Here is a 17,713-nt window from a genome sequence, read left to right as displayed (position 1 = left end):
CGATGCAAAATAGATCTCCATGCGTTTTGACGTCATCACACTTTTCCCCGAGCTGTTTGCGCCGTTTCTGACCAGCGGCGTGACGCGCCGCGCCTATGAATCCGGTCTGGTCGAGGTGAAGTTGTGGAACCCGCGCGATTTTGCCGAAGGCAACTACCGCCGGGTGGACGACCGCTCCTTTGGCGGCGGTCCCGGCATGGTGATGCTGGCCGAGCCGCTGGCGCGTTGTCTTGAAAAAATCCGCGAGGAGCGCGCCGAGCCGGCCGGCCAGCAGGCGCCGGTGGTCCTGTTTTCGCCAATTGGCCGCCCGCTGGACCACACGGGCGTGCAGGCCTGGTCGGCCGGCTCCGGGGCGGTGCTGGTCTGCGGCCGGTACGAGGGCCTGGACCAGCGTTTTATCGATACCTATGTAGACCAGCAGGTCAGCCTGGGTGACTTTGTGCTGTCCGGCGGTGAAATTGCCGCGATGGCCTTGCTGGACGCGGTGGCGCGCCTGCAGCCTGGCGTGCTCAACGACGAGGGCAGCCACCAGTTCGACAGTTTCAACCCGGCGCTCGACGGCCTGCTCGACTGCCCGCATTACACCCGGCCCGAGACCTGGCGCGGCCAGACTGTGCCAGAGACGCTGTTGTCGGGCAACCACGGCCACATCGAGCGCTGGCGCCGCGAGCAGCGCCTGGCCCTGACCCGGCAGCACCGGCCCGAACTGCTGAACAAGGCCCGCGCAGCCGGCAGCCTGACGGCCGCCGACGAGGCATTTCTGGGCGATCTGCCGGCCCAAAAGGGCTCAAAGCCATAAATGGCTATAATCAAAGGCTTTTCGGTCCTCTGGCGGCCACTGCAACCATCTTGACCATCCTTGATGTGTCCATGGATTTGCGGTCTTTAGCGTAGCGCGTGTATGAACGAAAAAGTTAGATGGAATAAATCATGAATCTGATCCAGACCCTAGAGCAGGAAGAAATTGCCCGCCTGAACAAGACCATCCCCGTGTATGCCCCCGGCGACACCGTGATTGTCAGCGTCAACGTGGTTGAAGGTACCCGCAAGCGTATGCAGGCTTTTGAAGGCGTCGTGATTGCCAAGCGCAACCGCGGCCTGAACTCCAGCTTCATCGTGCGCAAGATCTCCAATGGTGAAGGCGTCGAGCGGACCTTCCAGGTCTACAGCCCGCTGATCGCCAAGATCGAAGTCAAACGCCGTGGTGACGTGCGTCGTGCCAAGCTGTACTACCTGCGCAGCCGCAGCGGCAAGTCGGCGCGTATCAAGGAAAAGCTGGGCGCCAAAGCTGCCTAAAAACAGCCGGCCCGCAAAAAAGCCGCTCTCCGGAGCGGCTTTTTTTACGCCCTGTTAATCTTGCGTTCTCATGACGACGCCCCGGTTCACCACGCCTTTGCCAACCTTCGATCCCCGCAGCATTCCGGTGATCGGGGTGGACACGCACCTGTCCGGCGTGCCGGCGCAGGAGCTCACGCCGCAGGCCCTGCGCCAGCGTTTCCGGCATCCACCGGTCTGGACGCCGGAGCACAGCGTCGAGAAAAGATTTTCCAACCGCGAGCCGGCGCTGGCGGCGGTGCTGCTGCCGCTGGTCATGCGTGATGAACTGACGCTGTTGCTGACGGAGCGGGCCGGCAACATGTCCACCCATTCCGGCCAGATTGCACTGCCCGGCGGCAAGACCGACGAGACCGACCACGATGCGGTGGACACGGCCCTGCGCGAGGCGCACGAAGAAATCGGCCTGACGCGCGAGCATGTGGAGGTGCTGGGCATCCTGCCCACTTATGTCACCGGCACGGCCTTCATCATCACGCCGGTCGTTGCGCTGGTGCGGCCGGGTTTTGCGCTGCAGCCCAGCCCGTCCGAGGTGGCCGATATTTTTGAAGTGCCGCTGCGTTACCTGATGGACCCGTCCAACCACCAGCGCCACGAGTTTGAATTCGACGGTGTACTGCGCCAGTGGCTGTCCATGCCCTACACGGGGGATGAGGGTGCGGACGCGAAAGAGCGTTACATCTGGGGCGCGACGGCCGGCATGCTGCGCAATCTTTACCGTTTCCTGAGCGCCTGAATAACCAGGAAGCACGCGGAGGCGTCCTCTTTTCAAGCAGGGGCCGCGGGACTGGCTTTGCCAGACCGCAGGCGCAGCGGCCCCCTCGGGGGGCAGGGAGCTACACGCAGTGAGCGACCGTGGGGGCAGTATCATTGCGCATGAGTTTTTTTGCTGTTTTGTTTGCACTCATCATCGAACAGGCGCGGCCGCTGGCGCGTGGCAACCCGATTCATGCCGGTTTGCGCCGCTGGGCGCGCTGGGCCAGCCGCAGCCTGGACGCCGGCAAGCCGCAACATGGCTGGATCGCCTGGGCCACGGCGGTGGTGGGGCCGGCCCTGCTGACCCTGGTCGTGCACTGGCTGCTGTGGAGCGTGAACGGCGTGCTGGCCTTTGCCTGGAGCGTGGCCGTGCTTTACGTGACGCTCGGCTTTCGCCAGTTCAGCCACTATTTCACCGACATACGCGATGCGCTGGACGACGGCGACGAAGCGACCGCGCGCGAGCTGCTGGCGCAGTGGCGTCAGGTCGATGCCAGCGAGCTGCCGCGCAGCGAAATCGTGCGCCATGTGATCGAGTTTTCGGTGCTGGCCGCGCACCGCCACGTGTTTGGCGTGCTGGCCTGGTTCTCGGTGCTGGCGGCGCTGGGCCTGGGACCGGCCGGTGCCGTGTTGTACCGCATGGCCGAGTTTGTCTCGCGCTACTGGGCCTACAAGTCCAAATCCACCGGCGAGGGCGCGAGCCCGGCCCTGCAGCAGGCCGCGGCGCGGGCCTGGGGCGTGATCGACTACGTGCCGGCGCGCCTGACCTCGCTGGGGTTCGCGGTCGTCGGCAGCTTCGAGGACGCGATCGACGGCTGGCGCAACTACATGCAGCGTGCGCCCGCGGGCCCGGAAAACCGCAACGACGGTGTGATCCTGGCCGCGACCTCGGGGGCCGTCAACGTGCGCCTGGGCGGCGAAGCGCTGAAAGCCACGTTTTCCCCCGACGCCACCCAGGGCTTCCAGGCCGACGGCATCGATGCGGGCGACCTGCAGGCCACCGAGAGCACGCCGGGGCGCGAGCCGGAGGTCGGGCACCTGCGCAGCATCGTGGGCCTGGTCTGGCGCTCGGTGGTGCTCTGGATGATGCTGCTGGCGCTGCTGACGCTGGCGCGCCTGCTGGGCTGACCGTTTGCCACTGACGTTGCCTGCGCATGTCTGACGCGACATCGTTCTGGAGTCCGGCGCTTCGGGGGCTGGTGCCTTACACGCCGGGCGAGCAGCCCCTGATCGAGGGGCTGGTCAAACTCAACACCAACGAAAATCCTTACCCGCCCTCGCCGCGGGTGGTTGCTGCCATCCGTGCTGCAGCGCAGGAGGGGCTGCAGCTTTACCCCGACCCGCAGGCGGCCGGGCTGCGCCAGGCGATCGCGGACTTCCACGACATCGCTGCCAGCCAGGTGTTCGCCGGCAACGGCTCGGACGAAGTGCTGGCGCATGCCTTTTTCGCCTTCTTCCGCCAGGGCAAGCCGGTGCTGATGCCGGACATCAGCTACAGCTTCTACAAGGTGTATTGCGGGCTGTACGGCATTGAGGCCGGGATCGTTCCACTGGACGCCGCCCTGCGTATCGACGTGGCGCAGTACCGGGCGCCCTGCGGCGGCGTGGTCATCGCCAACCCGAATGCGCCGACCGGCACCGGCCTGCCGCTGGCGGACATCGCGCAGTTGCTGCAGCAGCACAGCCGGTCGGTGGTGCTGGTCGATGAAGCCTATGTGGATTTTGGCGGCGAAAGCGCCATCGGCCTGGTCAGCCGTTACCCGAACCTGCTGGTGGTGCAGACCCTGTCCAAGTCGCGTTCGCTGGCGGGGCTGCGTGTGGGTTTTGCCGCCGGCCAGCGGCACCTGATCGAAGCGTTGGAAGTGGTGAAAGACAGCTTCAACTCCTACCCGCTGGACCGCCTGGCGCTGGCCGGCGCCACCGCGGCCTACCAGGACCGCGCCTATTTCGAGCAGACCCGCACGGCCGTGATGCAAAGCCGCGAGGGCTTGCGCCGCGACCTGCAGGACCTGGGCTTCGAGGTGTTGCCCTCGCAGGCGAACTTCCTGATGGTTCGCCACCCCGCACATGACGCCGCGGCCCTGGCCGCGGGCTTGCGTGAGCAGCGTATCCTGGTGCGCCATTTCAGGCTGCCGCGTATCGAGCAGTACCTGCGCATCAGCGTGGGAACGCCGGCGCAGTGCGCGGCGCTGGTGGATGCCTGCCGCGCGCTGGTGAGCGCTCAGTAACGCGGGGGCTGCGACAGCTCGGCGAACAATTCGCTATACAAACGATAGCGGTTGGCGCTTATTCCGCTTGGGCCAGAGGCCGATTTGACCTCTGAAATCACGCCGCAGCCGGGTTCGTGCAGATGCGTGCAGTTGTAGAACTTGCAGTCCTGCGCATGGACCTTGAGGTCGGGCATGTAGTTGGCCAGCTGCATCGGCTCGATGTGGTGCAGGCCGAACTCCTGGAAGCCCGGCGAATCGATCAGCGCGCTGGTTCTGGCGTCGTCGAGCCAGTACAGCGTGGTGCTGGTGGTCGTGTGTTTGCCGGAATTGAGCGCCTGCGAGATTTCCGCGGTCAGCACCTGCGCGCCCGGAATCAGCAGGTTGGTCAGGCTGCTCTTGCCGGCGCCGGAAGGGCCCAGCACCAGCGTTTTTTTGCCGCGCAGCAGTTCGCGCAACTGGGCGGTTTGCGCGTCGTTGGCGACGGGCGTGTCGGTTTTCGGCTTCACCGCCAGCGGCACCACCTGGTAACCCATGGCGCGGTAGGGCGCCAGCTTGGCCCAGGCGCGGGCAAAGGGTTCGGCCAGGTCGCTTTTGTTCAGCGCGATGATGGGCGTGATGCGTTCGGCCTCGGCCGCGATCAGCGCGCGCGTCAGCTGGCTCTCCGAAAACTCGGGTTCGGCCGCGATCAGGATCAGCACCTGGTCGAGGTTGGCCGCGAACGACTTGGTGCGCATGTCGTCCTGCCGGTAGAACAGGTTGCTGCGTTTTTCCACCTTCTCGATCGTGCCTTCGTCCTGCGAGGGCAGCCACAACACGCGGTCGCCGACGACGGCCTGGCTTTTCTTGCCGCGCGGGTGGCAGATCAGGCGCTGGCCGTCGGGCGTTTCCACCAGGCAATGCCGGCCGAAACCGGCCACCACCAGGCCGGGCAGGGTCCCGGCGGATGAAACTGTGGTCAAGTCAGCAGCGCGTCGACCTTCGACGCGCAGAAAAAGTCGCTGACCGAAATGCCGTTCACGTCGTGCGTGTTGAAGCGCACCGTGCATTTGCCATAACTCAGCGCCAGGTCCGGGTGGTGGTCCTCGGCATTGGCAATGAAAGCCACGGCGTTGGCAAACCCCATGGTCTCGTGGAAGTTCCTGAAGCTGAAGGTTTTTTCCAGCGAACCGTCGATCAGGCGCCAGCCCTGCGGCTGCTCGCCGTTGAGCTGGCTCAGCTGCGTGACGATCTCGGTGGCGCTCAGCGCGCGGCGGTTCTGGTGAATCGGATTGCTCATGCGGGTGTTCCGGTGGGTGCACCCATGCGGGACAGCCGCTCCGAGGCCGGCGGGTGCGAATAATAAAACTTCACATACACCGGGTCGGGCGTCAGTGTGCTGGCATTGTCCTGGTAGAGCTTGAGCAGGGCGCTTTGCAGATCCCGGCCATCGGTCTGCGTGATGGCGTAGGCGTCTGCTTCAAACTCATGCTTGCGCGAGAGCTGGGCAAACAGCGGCGAGATGAAAAAACTGAAGAGCGGCACCACCAGCATGAAGAGCAGCAGGGCCAGGGCGTCGTTGCTTCCGCTCATGTTCGGCCGCACGCCCAGGCCGGTGTAGAACCAGACCTGGGTGGACAACCAGCCCAGCAGCGCAAAACCGGCCAGGCTCATGGCAAACATCGCGACTATGCGTTTGATGATGTGTTTGTGCTTGAAGTGGCCGAGTTCGTGGGCCAGCACCGCGTCGACCTCGGCCGGGCTCAGCTGCTTGAGCAGGGTATCGAAAAACACCACGCGTTTGGAGGCGCCAAAACCGGTGAAGTAGGCGTTGGCATGGGCCGAACGTTTGCTGCCGTCCATCACAAACAGGCCCTTGGCGGCAAAGCCGCAGCGCTGCATCAGGGCGGTGACGCGCGCCTTCAGGCTTTCATCTTCGAGCGGCTGGAACTTGTTGAACAGCGGCGCGATGACCGTCGGGTAGAGCACCAGCACCAGCAGGTTGAAACCCATCCACACGCCCCAGGCCCAGAGCCACCACCAGGCACCGGTGCTGCCCATGATCCAGAGAATCAGCGCCACAATCGGCAGGCCGATCACGAGGCCGACCAGCAGGGACTTCACGAGGTCGCCCAGCCACAGCTTGAGCGTCATCTTGTTGAAGCCGAAGCGTTCTTCGATGCGGAAGGTGCTGTACAGCGTGAAGGGCAGGTCCAGCAGCCCGTTGACCAGGCCGAAGGCGGCGAGCAGCGCCAGTTGCGGCGCCAGGCTGCCGTAAGCGGCCAGGCCCGAGTTCACCAGGGCCTGGTTCAGCTGGTCGATGCCGCCCAGCAGCGTCCAGCCGATCAGCACGGCCGTGCCAAAAGCCAGTTCGAGCAGGCCAAAGCGCGCCTTGGTGATGGTGTAGTCGGCGGCTTTCTGGTGCGAAGCCAGCGAAATCGTGCCGGCAAAGGCGGCCGGCACCTGGTCGCGGTGCCGCGCCACGTGGCGGATCTGGCGCGAAGCGAGGTAGAACTTCGCGAGCAGCACCAGCACCAGCGCGCTTGAGAACACCAGGGTAAAGACGAGGGAATAGTCAGCCATGGGGGAAGTTTAGGCGATCAGCGAGAATCGCAAGATGGCTGAAAACGAAACCCTGCTGAAAAAATCAGATCTGAACCTGATCTGGATCGACTGCGAAATGACCGGTCTCGACCCGGAAAAGGAGCGGCTGATCGAAATCGCCGTGGTGGTCACCGGCCCGCAACTGACGCCGCGCATTGAGGGCCCGGTGCTGGTGATCAAGCAGTCCGACGAACTGCTCGGGCAGATGGACAACTGGAACAAGGGCACACACGGCCGCAGCGGCCTGATCGACAAGGTCAAGGCCAGCATCGTGACGGAAGCCGATGCCGAAAAGCAGCTGCTGGCCTTCCTGGCGCAGTACCTGCCCAAGGGCACCTCGCCGATGTGCGGCAACACCATCAGCCAGGACCGGCGTTTCCTGGTCAAGTACATGCCCAAACTCGAGGCGTTTTTTCACTACCGCAATGTCGATGTCAGCACCTTCAAGGAGCTGGCCAAACGCTGGCGGCCCGAGGTGTATAGCGCGTTCAAGAAGCATCAAAGCCACACGGCGCTGGCCGATGTGCATGAATCGATCGACGAGCTGGAGCATTACCGGACTCACTTCCTGAAGTGATTCTGGCTTGTGGCCCTTGCTGATCGGGCGCTGGCAGCTATTGAAAAGAGAGCAACAAGCGGTTGTTCGCGGCGGGCGCCAGCAGGGTTGAGGGTCTTTCGGCGACGGGGGACTGGTGTAAACCCGTAAACCATGCCATAATCAACGGCTTGACGGATGCACGGGGTGCACCGCATTTGTACATCTACCTCACACTTTTGGGCTCTACCAACAGAGCCATCGCTTCAGGCACCGGTTTTTCCGGAAGTCGCCCGAACCGAAATATTCGTTTGATGGTTGATGTTTTATTAACCACAAACGAAGCCTTCCGCAACGCGGCAGGTGGTCGTTTCTTGTTCGCCTGCTCAAACCACAAGTGGAGCAGCGCGCAAGTGATTTGTGAGAAAAAACATGACTGATTCTTTTGAAGCTCGCGGCGACTTTCTGGCCGAAGCAAACACCGATACCGATATCCACGTGATTCCGGATTTTTCTGACGCGCCTGTCGCAGCAGAAACGTCGCTGGACGCCGTCGTCGCGGAGCCGAACGGCTTCGTGAAGCTGGGCCTGGCCAAGGAACTGCTGCAAGCCGTGGCCGACATGGGTTTCACCCAGCCGACCGCCGTACAGATGGCGACCATCCCCAAAGCCATGCAGGCGCTGGACCAGGAAGCCAAAAACGACCCCAAGGCCAAATTCACCGATCTGCTGGTGTCCAGCCAGACCGGCAGCGGCAAGACCGCCGCTTTCCTGTTGCCCGTGCTGCACACCCTGCTCAAGCAGCAGGAAGAGGCCGAGCGCAACGAACGCGCCGAGTTTGAACGCCTGAGCGCCGAGGCGGTTGCCCGCGGCGAAGCCCCGCTGAAAAAGCCCAAGCGCAAGGACCCGACCAACATGCGCAACTTCAAGGCAGCCACCCCCGGCGCGCTGATTTTGTGCCCGACCCGCGAGCTGGCCCAGCAGGTCTGCGCCGACGCGATCGACCTGGTGCGCCATTGCCGCGGCCTGCGTATTGCCAACGTTGTTGGCGGCATTCCTTACCAGTTGCAGATTGCCAAGCTGCAAAACGCCGACCTCGTGGTCGCCACGCCCGGCCGTCTGCTGGACCTGCAGCGCAGCATGCAGATCAAGCTCGACCAGGTGCAATTCCTCGTGGTCGACGAAGCCGACCGCATGCTGGACCTCGGCTTTGCCGACGACCTGACCGAAGTCAACCAGCTCACCATCGAGCGCAAGCAGACCATGATGTTCAGCGCCACCTTTGCGCCGCGCATCATGCAGCTGGCCACGCGTGTGATGCGTCAGCCGCAGCGTGTCGAGATCGACTCGCCGCACGAAAAACATGCGTCCATCACGCAGTCGCTGCTGTGGGCCGACAACATGACCCACAAGCGCAAGCTGCTGGATCACTGGCTGCGCGACACCACCATCAACCAGGCCATCGTGTTTGCCTGCACGCAGGTCGAGTGTGACGGTCTGGCCAACGATCTGGTGCAAGAGGGCTTCAGCGCCGTGGCGCTGCATGGCGCCCTGGGCCAAGGCCTGCGCAACCGCCGCCTGATGGCGTTCCGTGATGGCCGCGTGCAGATCCTGGTCGCGACCGACGTCGCTGCCCGTGGTCTGGATGTTCCGACCATCACCCACGTGATCAACTACGGCCTGCCGATGAAAGCCGAAGATTATGTGCACCGCATTGGCCGTACCGGCCGTGCCGGCCGCGAAGGCCAGGCAATCACGATTGCCGAGTTCCGCGACCGCCGCAAGATCCAGGACATCGAGCACTACACCCAGCAGAACCTCAAGCCCAGCGTGATCGCCGGTCTGGAGCCACAGCAGCGTTTTGCACCGACCTCGGATCGCCCGCGCGGCAATTTCGGTGGTGACCGCAATGACCGCGGTGGTCCGCGCAGCTTCGGCGGCGGCGGTGGCGGCCGTTTCGGCAACGACCGTGCCCCTTCGGGTGGTTTCGGTGGCGGTGCTGGCGGCGGCTACGCCGGCAAGAAGCCTGCCTTCGGCGCCGACCGTGGCGGTTTTGGCGGCAACCGTGACGACCGTGGCGGTGACCGCGGCGGTTTCTCCAACAACCGCAATGAGCGTGCGCCTTTCCAGGCACCAGCTGGTGGCGGCGCCTTCAACGACCGTGACAACCGCGGCCCGCGTCGTGATGACCGCGGCTTCGGCAACAACAACAACGGCGGTTTTGCCCAGCGCGACGAGCGTGGCGGCGAGCGCAGTTTTGGTGGCCGTCCGGAAGGTTTTGCATCGGCCCCGCGCGGCGATTTCTCTGACCGCAAACCGGCGTTTGCCAAACCTGCCGGCAAGGTGTTTGTTCCGCGTGACGCCCAGAAGCGTCCGGCACGCCCTGCACGTTGATTTTTGCGCTGACAACAAAAAAGGCCCGCTCTGCGGGCCTTTTTTTATGGGCGTCCGCTTGAGGCTTCAGCTCATGCCGTTGCGGCTCGCCAGCTCGACAAACAGGCCCGAATGGTCGAGCTCGCCGAGGCCGTGGCTGATGCCGTCGGCGTAGAGTTGCTCGAACAGCTTGGTGACTGGCGCCTCGAAGCCGATTTCCTCCGCGGTGGCCAGCGCATTGCGCATGTCCTTGAGCTGGATGGCGAGGCGGGCGCGGGAGGTGAAGTCGCGCTCGACCATGCGCTGGCCGTGCACCTGCAGGATGCGGCTGTCGGCAAAACCGCCGGTGATGGCTTCCTTGACCTTGGCCATGTCGGCGCCGCCCTTGGTGGCAAACAGCAGCGCCTCGGCCACGGCGCCTATCGTGATGCCGACAATCATCTGGTTGGCCAGCTTGGTCAACTGGCCTGCGCCATGCGACCCCACATGGGTGGCGCGCCCGAAGACCTGGAGCACCGGCAGGGCACGCTCAAAATCCGCCGCCTTGCCGCCCACCATGATCACCAGCGTGCCGCTTTCGGCGCCGCCCGTGCCGCCGGAGACTGGCGCATCGAGGTGGGCCACACCGAGCGCGCCCAGGCGTGCGGCATGGTCGCGCGCCTCGCGCGGCTTGATCGAGGCCATGTCGATGAACAGGGCGCCCGGCTTCATCGCTGCAGCGACTCCGTGCGCGAACAGCACGTCTTCCACCACGGCGCCGTTTTCCAGCATGCCGACCACGATGTCGGCCCCTGAAACCGCTGCGCTCGCCTGGGCATGAACGGTCGCGCCCAGCGCCGTCAGTGAAGCGGCCTTGGTCGGCGTGCGGTTCCACACCTGCAGGGCATGGCCGGCCTCACACAGGCGCTTGGCCATGGGCAGGCCCATGCTGCCGGTGCCCAGAAAGGCGATGCGGGGGGTGACTGTGTTGCTGCTGGTGCTCATGGCATGGTCCGGGCTGTGGGGTGGCCACCATCATGCGGCACACGACAGAAAAAAGCCTGTCAGGCAGCTTTCTTCATGGCTGGCGTGAACATGGTTTCCATCTCGCTCCGCACCTTGTACGCCGGGGTGGAGGTGTCCATGGCCACGTCGGCCCAGCTCAGGCTCTGGCCCTTCTTGACGGCGCGTACGACCTTGACGTTGTGCGCCAGGCCCAGCGGCAGGCCACCCATCTTCACCGAGGTGTCGGCCGGCAGCAGCTTGCCCCAGACGGTGTAGCCGCCTTCGCCGTCGAGCATGTCGCCGGGCTTCAGATCGCGTTTGGCGGTGGCCACCACGTCGGCGTTCCAGCAGGTGGCGACGCCGGTGGGTTCGCCGCGCAACGCGACGCTGGCCACCGACACGCCGACTTCCAGGCCGATCAGGTGCCAGCGCTTGTACAGCGTGAAGTAGCGCCCGCTCGGATCGGTGTGCGCGTTGTACTCTTCAAAGCAGTTTTTGATGTAGTCGGTTTCGGCTTCGACCGTGACCCAGACGCCCATGCGGATGTCGTAGGGAATCTTGCGGCCGTTGGCTTCCAGCGAGGAGATCACCTCCACCATGCCCTTGCGCTCGAGCACGCCGCCTTCGGAAATCGGACGGGTAACAAAGGGAATGTCCTCGACGCTGGCGGGCGGATAGAGCAGGCCGTTGCTAGGCACCGTCAGGCCGGTGGCATTGGCCACGGCGGTCGATTCGATCGAAGGTTTGGAGCCGTCGAGGAAGCTGTTGAACATCTTGGGGTTGAGCCCGCCCCGTGCGGCCTGCTCAGGCGTGAGGCCGTAGTTGCCCCAGACCGTGTCGGGTGTCGATTCGGAAAAATGCGGCAGCCACTTGTGGCCGCGACCTGCCGCCACGACGGGAAAACCGCAGGTGCGCGCCCAGTCCACCAGATCGCAGATCAGGGCCGGCTGGTCGCCGAACGCCAGCGAATACACAACGCCAGCTTGCGCCGCCTTGCGCGCCAGCAACGGCCCGCAGAAGGCGTCGGCCTCGACTGTGACGTTGACCACATGTTTGCCGTGCGCAAACGCCTGCAGGCAATGCTCCACGGCGGCAACCGGGTTGCCGGTGCACTCCACGATGATGTCGATCTGCGGATGCGTGACCACCGCGTTCCAGTCGTCGGTGATCCAGGTCGCTCCTGTTTTGATAGCTTCCTGCGCAGAAGAGGCCTGGGTCAGGGCCGGATTCCACCCTACACGCGCAAGGTTGGTGCGGGCGGCGTCGGGCGACAGGTCGGCGATCGCCACGAGGTGCACACCTGGCGTTTTCGGGATCTGCGCGAGGTACATGGAGCCGAACTTGCCGGCGCCTATGAGGCCGATGCGGATGGGCTTGTTGTCTGCCGCGCGTTGCTGGAGTTTGGTATAGAGGTTCATTGAAATATCCGTTCGGGCTGAGCTTGTCGAAGCCCAGTCCGGGTGTTGAGAAGACCCTTCGACAAGCTCAGGGCGACCGGGTGAACAAGCTCAGGCGACTTTGCGCGCGGGCGAAATTTCTTCCATCGAGGTTTGCAGCGCCGTCGCCGGCACGCCGTCTTTCCACGGCAGGTCCACCGGGTAGTCCTTCAGCAGGCAGTCGTCCGGCAGGCATTCGATCGGCGTGAAGTCGCGATGCGCGATGTATTCGGGGCGCTTGTGGCGGCGGATGTGGTTGCTGACCGCGCACAGGCTCAGGTAGACACTGACCCGGTTGAAGGGCGAGAGGTTGCTGCCCGAGGCATGGACCAGGCAGGAGTGGAACAAAATCATGGAGCCGGCCGGGCCCTTGGGGCTGACGATGCCGCCTTGTTTGCCGCCGGCGCGCTGCACCAGCTGGCGGATCAGGTCGTTGTCCACCGTCCACAGCGGGTAGCTGGTGGTGGTCAGGTCGTGTTTGGCATCGACCACGCCTTTTTTGTGGCTGCCGGGGATGAACATCAGCGGGCCGTTGTGTTCGGTCACGTCGTCGAGAAAAATCGCCACGTTCATCGCGCGCTCGGTCGGCATCATGTCATCGTTGAGCCAGGTGCCGTAGTCCTGGTGCCACTGCCAGACATCGCCTTCAAAGGCCATCTTGCCGTTGATCTTGAACTGGTGCATGTAGAGTTTTTCGCCGAGCAGGTCTTCCACCGGCCCGATCATGCGCGGGTGCCGGCCGAGCTTGGCAAAAGGCTCGCTGTACATGTGCGCGGCGAAGTTGGTGCGCACGGCATCCTTGCCTTTTTCGCGCACGTTGTAGTCCTCGCGCCGGCTGTAGAGCTCGGGCACGGCGTCGTTGAGCGCCTGGGTTTCCTCCGGCGTGAACAGGCCGGGGAAAAACAGGTAACCGTCGCGGTCGAATTGGGCGAGTTGTTCAGCAGTCAGGTTCATGGGTGTCTCCGTGGGTGGTTTTCGGGGCGGTGGTTTTCAGGCGGGCAGGGCGGTGGACGGGGGCGTCGGGTGCAGGGCGCTGGACAGCAGGCTGGAGAGGTTGTGACTGGCGTCCTCACCATGCTGGCGGATCAGGTTTTCGGCGGTGGCCTCATCGCCGGCGCCTATGGCCTGGGCGATGGCTTCGTGTTCGTCCCAGATCGATTCGCGCATGGTGGACACCTGCAGCACGGCGCCCATGGCGCGGCGGATATGGTGCCAGTGCAGTTGCGCGCTCTGGGCGATCAGCGGGTTGCCGGAGGCCGCATAAATCGCGCCGTGAAATTCGGCGTCGGCGGCCATCATGGCCTTGACATCATGGCTGCGTGCGGCGGCGCGCCCCTGGCTGATCAGTGCCGGAGCGATCTGGAAACGGGCGCGGGCGGCCAGCCGGGCGGCCAGGGCATCAAGCGCGCTGCGAACCTGGTACACCTGCATGAGCCAGCCCACGTCCAGCGGCGCGACCAGCACGCCGCGGCCGGGGGCGTCGAGCACAAAGCCGTCTTTTTTCAGCAGCCGCAAGGCCTGCAGCACCGGCTGGCGCGATACCGCCAACTGCTCGGCGATGTCCTCCTGCGTGATGCGGGCGCCCGGCGCCAGCGAGCCCTCGCTGATCGCGTCGAGCAGGCTTCGGTAGACCTGGTCCACCAGATCCGGGCTGGATTCGATTTTGATGAGTTGGGGTGCCATGGAATAAACTCTGTATACAGAATACGGTAATCGACGATCAGGCTGAAGCGGGTTTACCCGAAGGCCTGGCGGGTGCGTCCGACTGTGCCAAGATGACGGGCGTTTGAGCACAATCTACCGACTCTTCAGGAGCCCCCATGACCCGACCCGATCCCGCCTGGCTGGACCGCATGTACAACAACCGCGCCCTGGTGCCCGAACACGCGGCGCATTTCAGCCGCTGGGCCCAGACGTCGGCGCAGGCGCGCAGCAGCCAGCCGAACACGCTGGACATCACTTACGGCGCCAGCCCCGGCGAGAAACTCGATGTGTTTCCTGCGGCCCGGCCCACACCGGGCGGCGCGCCGGTGGTGGTGTTTGTGCATGGCGGCTACTGGCGCTCGCTCGACAAATCGGAGCACTCGTTTGTGGCGCCGGCGTTCACGGCGGCGGGCGCCTGCGTGGTGATTCCCAACTACGACCTGTGCCCGGCGGTGACCATTCCCGAGATCACGCTGCAAATGGTGAAGGCCCTGGCCTGGGTTTACCGCAACGCAGAGCGTTTTGGCGGTGACCCGAAGCGCATCACGGTCGTGGGCCATTCGGCCGGCGGCCATCTGGCGGCCATGCTGCTGGCCTGCCTGTGGCCTGCTTACGCGAAGGATTTGCCGAAGGACCTCGTCAAAAACGCGCTGTCGATTTCAGGCCTGTACGAACTCGAATCCGTCATGCACACGCCCTTCCTGAAGGACTCGCTGCGGCTGACGCCAGCCCAGGTGGCCCAAGTCAGCCCGGCCTGGCTGCCGGTGCCAGAAAACGGCATGCTTTACACCGTGGCGGGCGCCGACGAAAGTGAGGAATTCTTGCGCCACAACGCGCTGATCGAGCAGGCTTGGGGCAAGCAGGTGGTGCCGGTGCGCGAAGCCCTGCTGGGCAGGAACCACTTCAGTGTGCTGGAGGCGCTGGTGGACACGGACCACCGACTGCACCAGCTGGCGCTGGCGTTGCTCTCGGCGACGGCCAGGCCCTAGGAGCCTGGGCGGCAGAAGGCGTCGAAGCGAAAAGCGGCCGCCCAGGCTCCTAGATTTCGACGTCGTATTCCAGTTCCACTTCGGAGGCCGGCAGGCCGCCGCGGATGGCCCAGTTCTCGCGCGGGGCTTCCCGCAGCAGCACCTTCAGGTGGTCGGCGGGAATGCCGCACAGGCCGAGGTTCTGCACGATGGCCTGGTACAGCGCCCGCTTGGTTTCGCGGGAGCGGCCGACAAAACAGTCCATCGTCACCAGGGTATAGCGGTCGCCCTTGTCGGGCGGCCCGCTGAAGCGGTGCGGCTCATGGACAAAAAGCCGGATGGATGTCGTCCAGTGCGGAACCTTCAGCGTGGCCGTCATCGCGGTCTGTATGGCTGCCATCAGGGCGGTTTCTTCTTCGGGCGAATATTTTCGGCGTATTTCAATGGCTGCGGTGGGCACGGATTTTCGTTTTCAGGATGGAGCGCTGACTGTACTCCCCGGCCGCTGCGACAGCTTAGAACTTGCCCGTAAATAATTGGGGGTCGCGTTGGGTCGCAATCGGGATGAGTTGTCCGCCAACATGCTGCAGCATGGGCTGGGTGCCCATGCAAGGGATTTGGTGGGTAAATCGCCCGATTTCGCCACAACCCGAAGGGCAAACGGATTTTCGGGCGGTCTGCGGCGTTGCAAAATCAGGCAAGGCCACCAGCCTTGCCTTGGATTTTGCGCCTTGCATCCCATCCCGAAAATCCATTTGCGCGACCCCCAATTATTTACGGGCAAGTTCTTATTACATCAGAAGATGCTCGCCGGCGTTGTCGCCGCCCAGGATGACGTAGTTGACCTTGCGGATGTCCATCAGCCGGGTGCCGCCCGAATAACTGATGGCGCTCTGCACGTCTTCCTCCATCTCGCGCAGCGTGTCGGCCAAAGAGCCCTTGACCGGCTCGAGGATGCGTTTGCCTTCAACGTGTTTGTACTCGCCCTTGTTGAAGTCCGAGGCGCTGCCGTAATACTCCTTGAAGAGCCGGCCATCAACCTCCACGGTTTTGCCCGGGCTTTCTTCCAGGCCCGCCAGCATGGAGCCGATCATGACCATGGTCGCACCGAAACGGATGGACTTGGCGATGTCGCCGTGTTCGCGGATGCCGCCGTCGGCAATGATGGGTTTGGTCGCCACACGCGCGCACCACTTGAGCGCCGACAGCTGCCAGCCGCCGGTGCCAAAGCCGGTTTTCATCTTGGTGATGCAGACCTTGCCGGGACCGATGCCGACCTTGGTGGCGTCCGCGCCCCAGTTCTCCAGGTCAATCACCGCCTCCGGCGTGGCCACGTTGCCGGCAATCACAAACGACGCGGGCAGTTTCTCTTTCAGATACGCCACCATGCGCTGCACCGTGTCGGCGTGGCCATGGGCGATGTCGATGGTGATGTAGTCGGGCGCCAGGCCTTCGGCCACCAGCTGGTCCACCGTGTCGTAGTCGGCTTTCTTGACGCCCAGCGAGATCGACGCGTAAAGGCCCCGGGCCGCCATGTTTCTGACAAACGCCAGGTTGTCGAGGTCGAAGCGGTGCATCACGTAGAAATAGCCGTTTTGCGCCATCCACACGCTGATCGCTTCGTCGATCACCGTCTTCATGTTGGCCGGCACCACCGGGATGCGGAAGCGGCGGCTGCCCAGCGTGACGCCGGCGTCGCATTCCGAGCGGCTTTCCACGCGGCATTTGCGCGGCAGCAGCAGGACATTGTCGTAGTCGAAGATTTCCATTGTTTCCAGGCTCCTGAATTGATCAACACAGAAGGCACTTGGATTGGACCGGCTTGCCCGCAAGGTCTGCGGAAACAAAAAACCGGGCGCAATTGCTTGGGCCCGGTGACTGATTCTATGCGTTTGTGCCGGTGCGCACGAGCCCTCTGTGTATATACCCGCTATACGCGAATATGGATGCCCGTCATTTCCCGGTGCAGCGGGATTGTGCTGCAGCCACCACGCGCCCCTGGGCATCCTCCACCCAGCCAATCACCTGGGCTCTGTCGGTTTTCATGCCCGCAGGAATATCCATGGAACGGGATTCCATGAAGCGCAGGCGCTCCTTGTTTGATAGCTGCTTGCGCCCGTCCCAACTGGGCTGGATGAGGTTTCTGACCAGATTCCGGGACACAGGCGAGCCTTCGGTGCCCGAAGGAAGGGCTTCCACCAGCGCGAGCCAGGCTGTCCAGGTCTGGGCCGCCCCGGGTGCGGGCGCCTTGAGTTCTATCGATGCGCCCATGTAGCCGGAAACCGGCAGGCCACGTGCAACGCGCAGGCTACCGGTTCGCCCCTGCACCTCGGTTTTGCGGTTCAGGCCGGCGGGAGGCGGTGTGATGCCCAGCGCTTCCAGTCGCTTGAGCGCGTCACGGGTGGCCACCACCGAGAGCGGCGCGTTGTCTCCCTGCCCACCGGGCAGCACCCAGTCCAGCACCAGCGTACCGCGGCCGGCACCCGGAGTGGCCGGGTCGGTCCAGCAATCGGCGCAGTCGGCGTTGATGAACCGTTCAAGCAGAATCGCCGGCCGGCTTTGGCCATCGCTGGAGCAGGACGACTGCGCACGCGCCGTGCCGGAAAAACCGAGGCCAGCCGCCAGAAGGCAGGCAGCCAGAGCGGCTCCCGCGTGGCCAAAACCTGTTGTCATAAATACCTCGAAATTCCGCATATGTTCGCAGAACTTGCAGGGCCGCGGGACTTGACGGGTTTTTCGTAGAAGCCTTGCACGCGCGGTCAGTGGCCGAAGAAGCTGAACAATACAAATTGAAAAGAGTGAAAGTTGAACCCTGGTGTGCGCAGTGTTACC

19 protein-coding genes are annotated in these 17,713 nt (G+C 63.9%); 9 read left to right on the top strand and 10 right to left on the bottom strand.

Annotated elements, in window-relative coordinates; genetic code table 11:
- The first annotated feature begins 19 nt into the window (after nt 1-19).
- The 5 genes from trmD to hisC all read left to right on the top strand — a co-directional run bounded on the left by trmD (nt 20) and on the right by hisC (nt 4,319).
- Nucleotides 20-799: a tRNA (guanosine(37)-N1)-methyltransferase TrmD gene (trmD, locus tag B7G53_RS13705; protein ID WP_096668569.1), complete on the top strand. Its 780-nt coding sequence runs from the start codon at nt 20-22 to the stop codon at nt 797-799.
- A gap of 131 nt (nt 800-930) precedes the next feature.
- Nucleotides 931-1,296, top strand: a complete 366-nt coding sequence (rplS, locus tag B7G53_RS13700) for a 50S ribosomal protein L19 (RefSeq protein ID WP_096668567.1) — start codon at nt 931-933, stop codon at nt 1,294-1,296.
- A 70-nt stretch (nt 1,297-1,366) separates the two neighbouring features.
- The gene (locus B7G53_RS13695) at nt 1,367-2,071 is read left to right on the top strand and encodes a CoA pyrophosphatase (protein WP_096668565.1); all 705 of its coding nucleotides are present in this window, start codon (nt 1,367-1,369) and stop codon (nt 2,069-2,071) included.
- A gap of 140 nt (nt 2,072-2,211) precedes the next feature.
- Entirely contained in the window at nt 2,212-3,219 is a 1,008-nt protein-coding gene (locus B7G53_RS13690) for a CobD/CbiB family protein (protein ID WP_096668563.1), read from the top strand.
- A 26-nt stretch (nt 3,220-3,245) separates the two neighbouring features.
- Nucleotides 3,246-4,319 carry a histidinol-phosphate transaminase gene (hisC, locus tag B7G53_RS13685; protein ID WP_096668561.1) on the top strand — a complete coding sequence of 358 codons (1,074 nt, stop codon included), beginning with the start codon at nt 3,246-3,248 and terminating at the stop codon, nt 4,317-4,319.
- On the opposite strand, the gene rsgA is transcribed toward hisC, so the two are convergent.
- Genes rsgA through B7G53_RS13670 form a run of 3 tightly spaced genes read right to left on the bottom strand, consistent with a single transcriptional unit; the run spans nt 4,313 to nt 6,860 of the window.
- On the bottom strand, nt 4,313-5,290 hold the full coding sequence (gene rsgA, locus B7G53_RS13680) for a ribosome small subunit-dependent GTPase A (protein WP_441338984.1): 978 nt from the start codon (nt 5,288-5,290) through the stop codon (nt 4,313-4,315). The two genes, hisC and rsgA, sit on opposite strands and share 7 nt — an antisense overlap.
- Nucleotides 5,257-5,577: a 4a-hydroxytetrahydrobiopterin dehydratase gene (locus B7G53_RS13675; protein ID WP_096668557.1), complete on the bottom strand. Its 321-nt coding sequence runs from the start codon at nt 5,575-5,577 to the stop codon at nt 5,257-5,259. The genes rsgA and B7G53_RS13675 overlap by 34 nt, the downstream gene beginning before the upstream one ends.
- Nucleotides 5,574-6,860 (bottom strand): M48 family metallopeptidase, encoded by a 1,287-nt coding sequence (locus tag B7G53_RS13670; protein WP_096668555.1) that lies wholly within the window; start codon nt 6,858-6,860, stop codon nt 5,574-5,576. Before B7G53_RS13670 ends, B7G53_RS13675 begins: the two co-directional genes overlap by 4 nt.
- Before the next feature lie 34 nt (nt 6,861-6,894).
- On the opposite strand from B7G53_RS13670, the gene orn reads away from it, so the two are divergent.
- The 3 genes from orn to B7G53_RS13660 all read left to right on the top strand — a co-directional run bounded on the left by orn (nt 6,895) and on the right by B7G53_RS13660 (nt 9,810).
- On the top strand, nt 6,895-7,458 hold the full coding sequence (orn, locus tag B7G53_RS13665; RefSeq protein ID WP_096668553.1) for an oligoribonuclease: 564 nt from the start codon (nt 6,895-6,897) through the stop codon (nt 7,456-7,458).
- 197 nt (nt 7,459-7,655) lie between these two features.
- A complete protein-coding gene (locus B7G53_RS22515; protein WP_141396334.1) occupies nt 7,656-7,856 on the top strand; it encodes a hypothetical protein in 201 nt (66 codons plus the stop codon).
- Nucleotides 7,849-9,810 carry a DEAD/DEAH box helicase gene (locus tag B7G53_RS13660; RefSeq protein ID WP_096668551.1) on the top strand — a complete coding sequence of 654 codons (1,962 nt, stop codon included), beginning with the start codon at nt 7,849-7,851 and terminating at the stop codon, nt 9,808-9,810. Before B7G53_RS22515 ends, B7G53_RS13660 begins: the two co-directional genes overlap by 8 nt.
- A 66-nt stretch (nt 9,811-9,876) precedes the next feature.
- Here B7G53_RS13660 and B7G53_RS13655 read toward each other — a convergent pair whose 3' ends face one another.
- The 4 genes from B7G53_RS13655 to B7G53_RS13640 form a co-directional block, all read right to left on the bottom strand.
- Complete coding sequence (locus B7G53_RS13655) at nt 9,877-10,773, bottom strand: NAD(P)-dependent oxidoreductase (RefSeq protein WP_096668549.1); 897 nt, start codon at nt 10,771-10,773, stop codon at nt 9,877-9,879.
- Between the two features lie 59 nt (nt 10,774-10,832).
- Nucleotides 10,833-12,191: an NAD(P)H-dependent oxidoreductase gene (locus B7G53_RS13650; protein WP_096668547.1), complete on the bottom strand. Its 1,359-nt coding sequence runs from the start codon at nt 12,189-12,191 to the stop codon at nt 10,833-10,835.
- A gap of 90 nt (nt 12,192-12,281) precedes the next feature.
- On the bottom strand, nt 12,282-13,163 hold the full coding sequence (locus B7G53_RS13645; protein ID WP_096668545.1) for a phytanoyl-CoA dioxygenase family protein: 882 nt from the start codon (nt 13,161-13,163) through the stop codon (nt 12,282-12,284).
- Between the two features lie 36 nt (nt 13,164-13,199).
- Complete coding sequence (locus B7G53_RS13640) at nt 13,200-13,892, bottom strand: GntR family transcriptional regulator (RefSeq protein WP_096668543.1); 693 nt, start codon at nt 13,890-13,892, stop codon at nt 13,200-13,202.
- Nucleotides 13,893-14,029: 137 nt separating this feature from the next.
- On the opposite strand from B7G53_RS13640, the gene B7G53_RS13635 reads away from it, so the two are divergent.
- Entirely contained in the window at nt 14,030-14,902 is an 873-nt protein-coding gene (locus B7G53_RS13635; protein WP_096668541.1) for an alpha/beta hydrolase, read from the top strand.
- 49 nt (nt 14,903-14,951) lie between these two features.
- On the opposite strand, the gene B7G53_RS13630 is transcribed toward B7G53_RS13635, so the two are convergent.
- From B7G53_RS13630 to B7G53_RS13620, 3 genes are all read right to left on the bottom strand, one after another.
- On the bottom strand, nt 14,952-15,281 hold the full coding sequence (locus B7G53_RS13630) for a tautomerase family protein (RefSeq protein ID WP_255250012.1): 330 nt from the start codon (nt 15,279-15,281) through the stop codon (nt 14,952-14,954).
- Nucleotides 15,282-15,672: 391 nt separating this feature from the next.
- The gene (locus B7G53_RS13625; RefSeq protein ID WP_096668537.1) at nt 15,673-16,650 is read right to left on the bottom strand and encodes a GMP reductase; all 978 of its coding nucleotides are present in this window, start codon (nt 16,648-16,650) and stop codon (nt 15,673-15,675) included.
- Between the two features lie 184 nt (nt 16,651-16,834).
- Nucleotides 16,835-17,554: a hypothetical protein gene (locus B7G53_RS13620; RefSeq protein ID WP_255250011.1), complete on the bottom strand. Its 720-nt coding sequence runs from the start codon at nt 17,552-17,554 to the stop codon at nt 16,835-16,837.
- Nucleotides 17,555-17,713 lie beyond the last annotated feature (159 nt).

The sequence above is a fragment of the Polaromonas sp. AET17H-212 genome (assembly GCF_002379085.1).
Classification (GTDB): domain Bacteria; phylum Pseudomonadota; class Gammaproteobacteria; order Burkholderiales; family Burkholderiaceae_C; genus Polaromonas.
The sequence above is the reverse complement of the archived record's forward strand: the minus strand, read 5'-3'. Positions and strand labels throughout refer to the sequence as shown.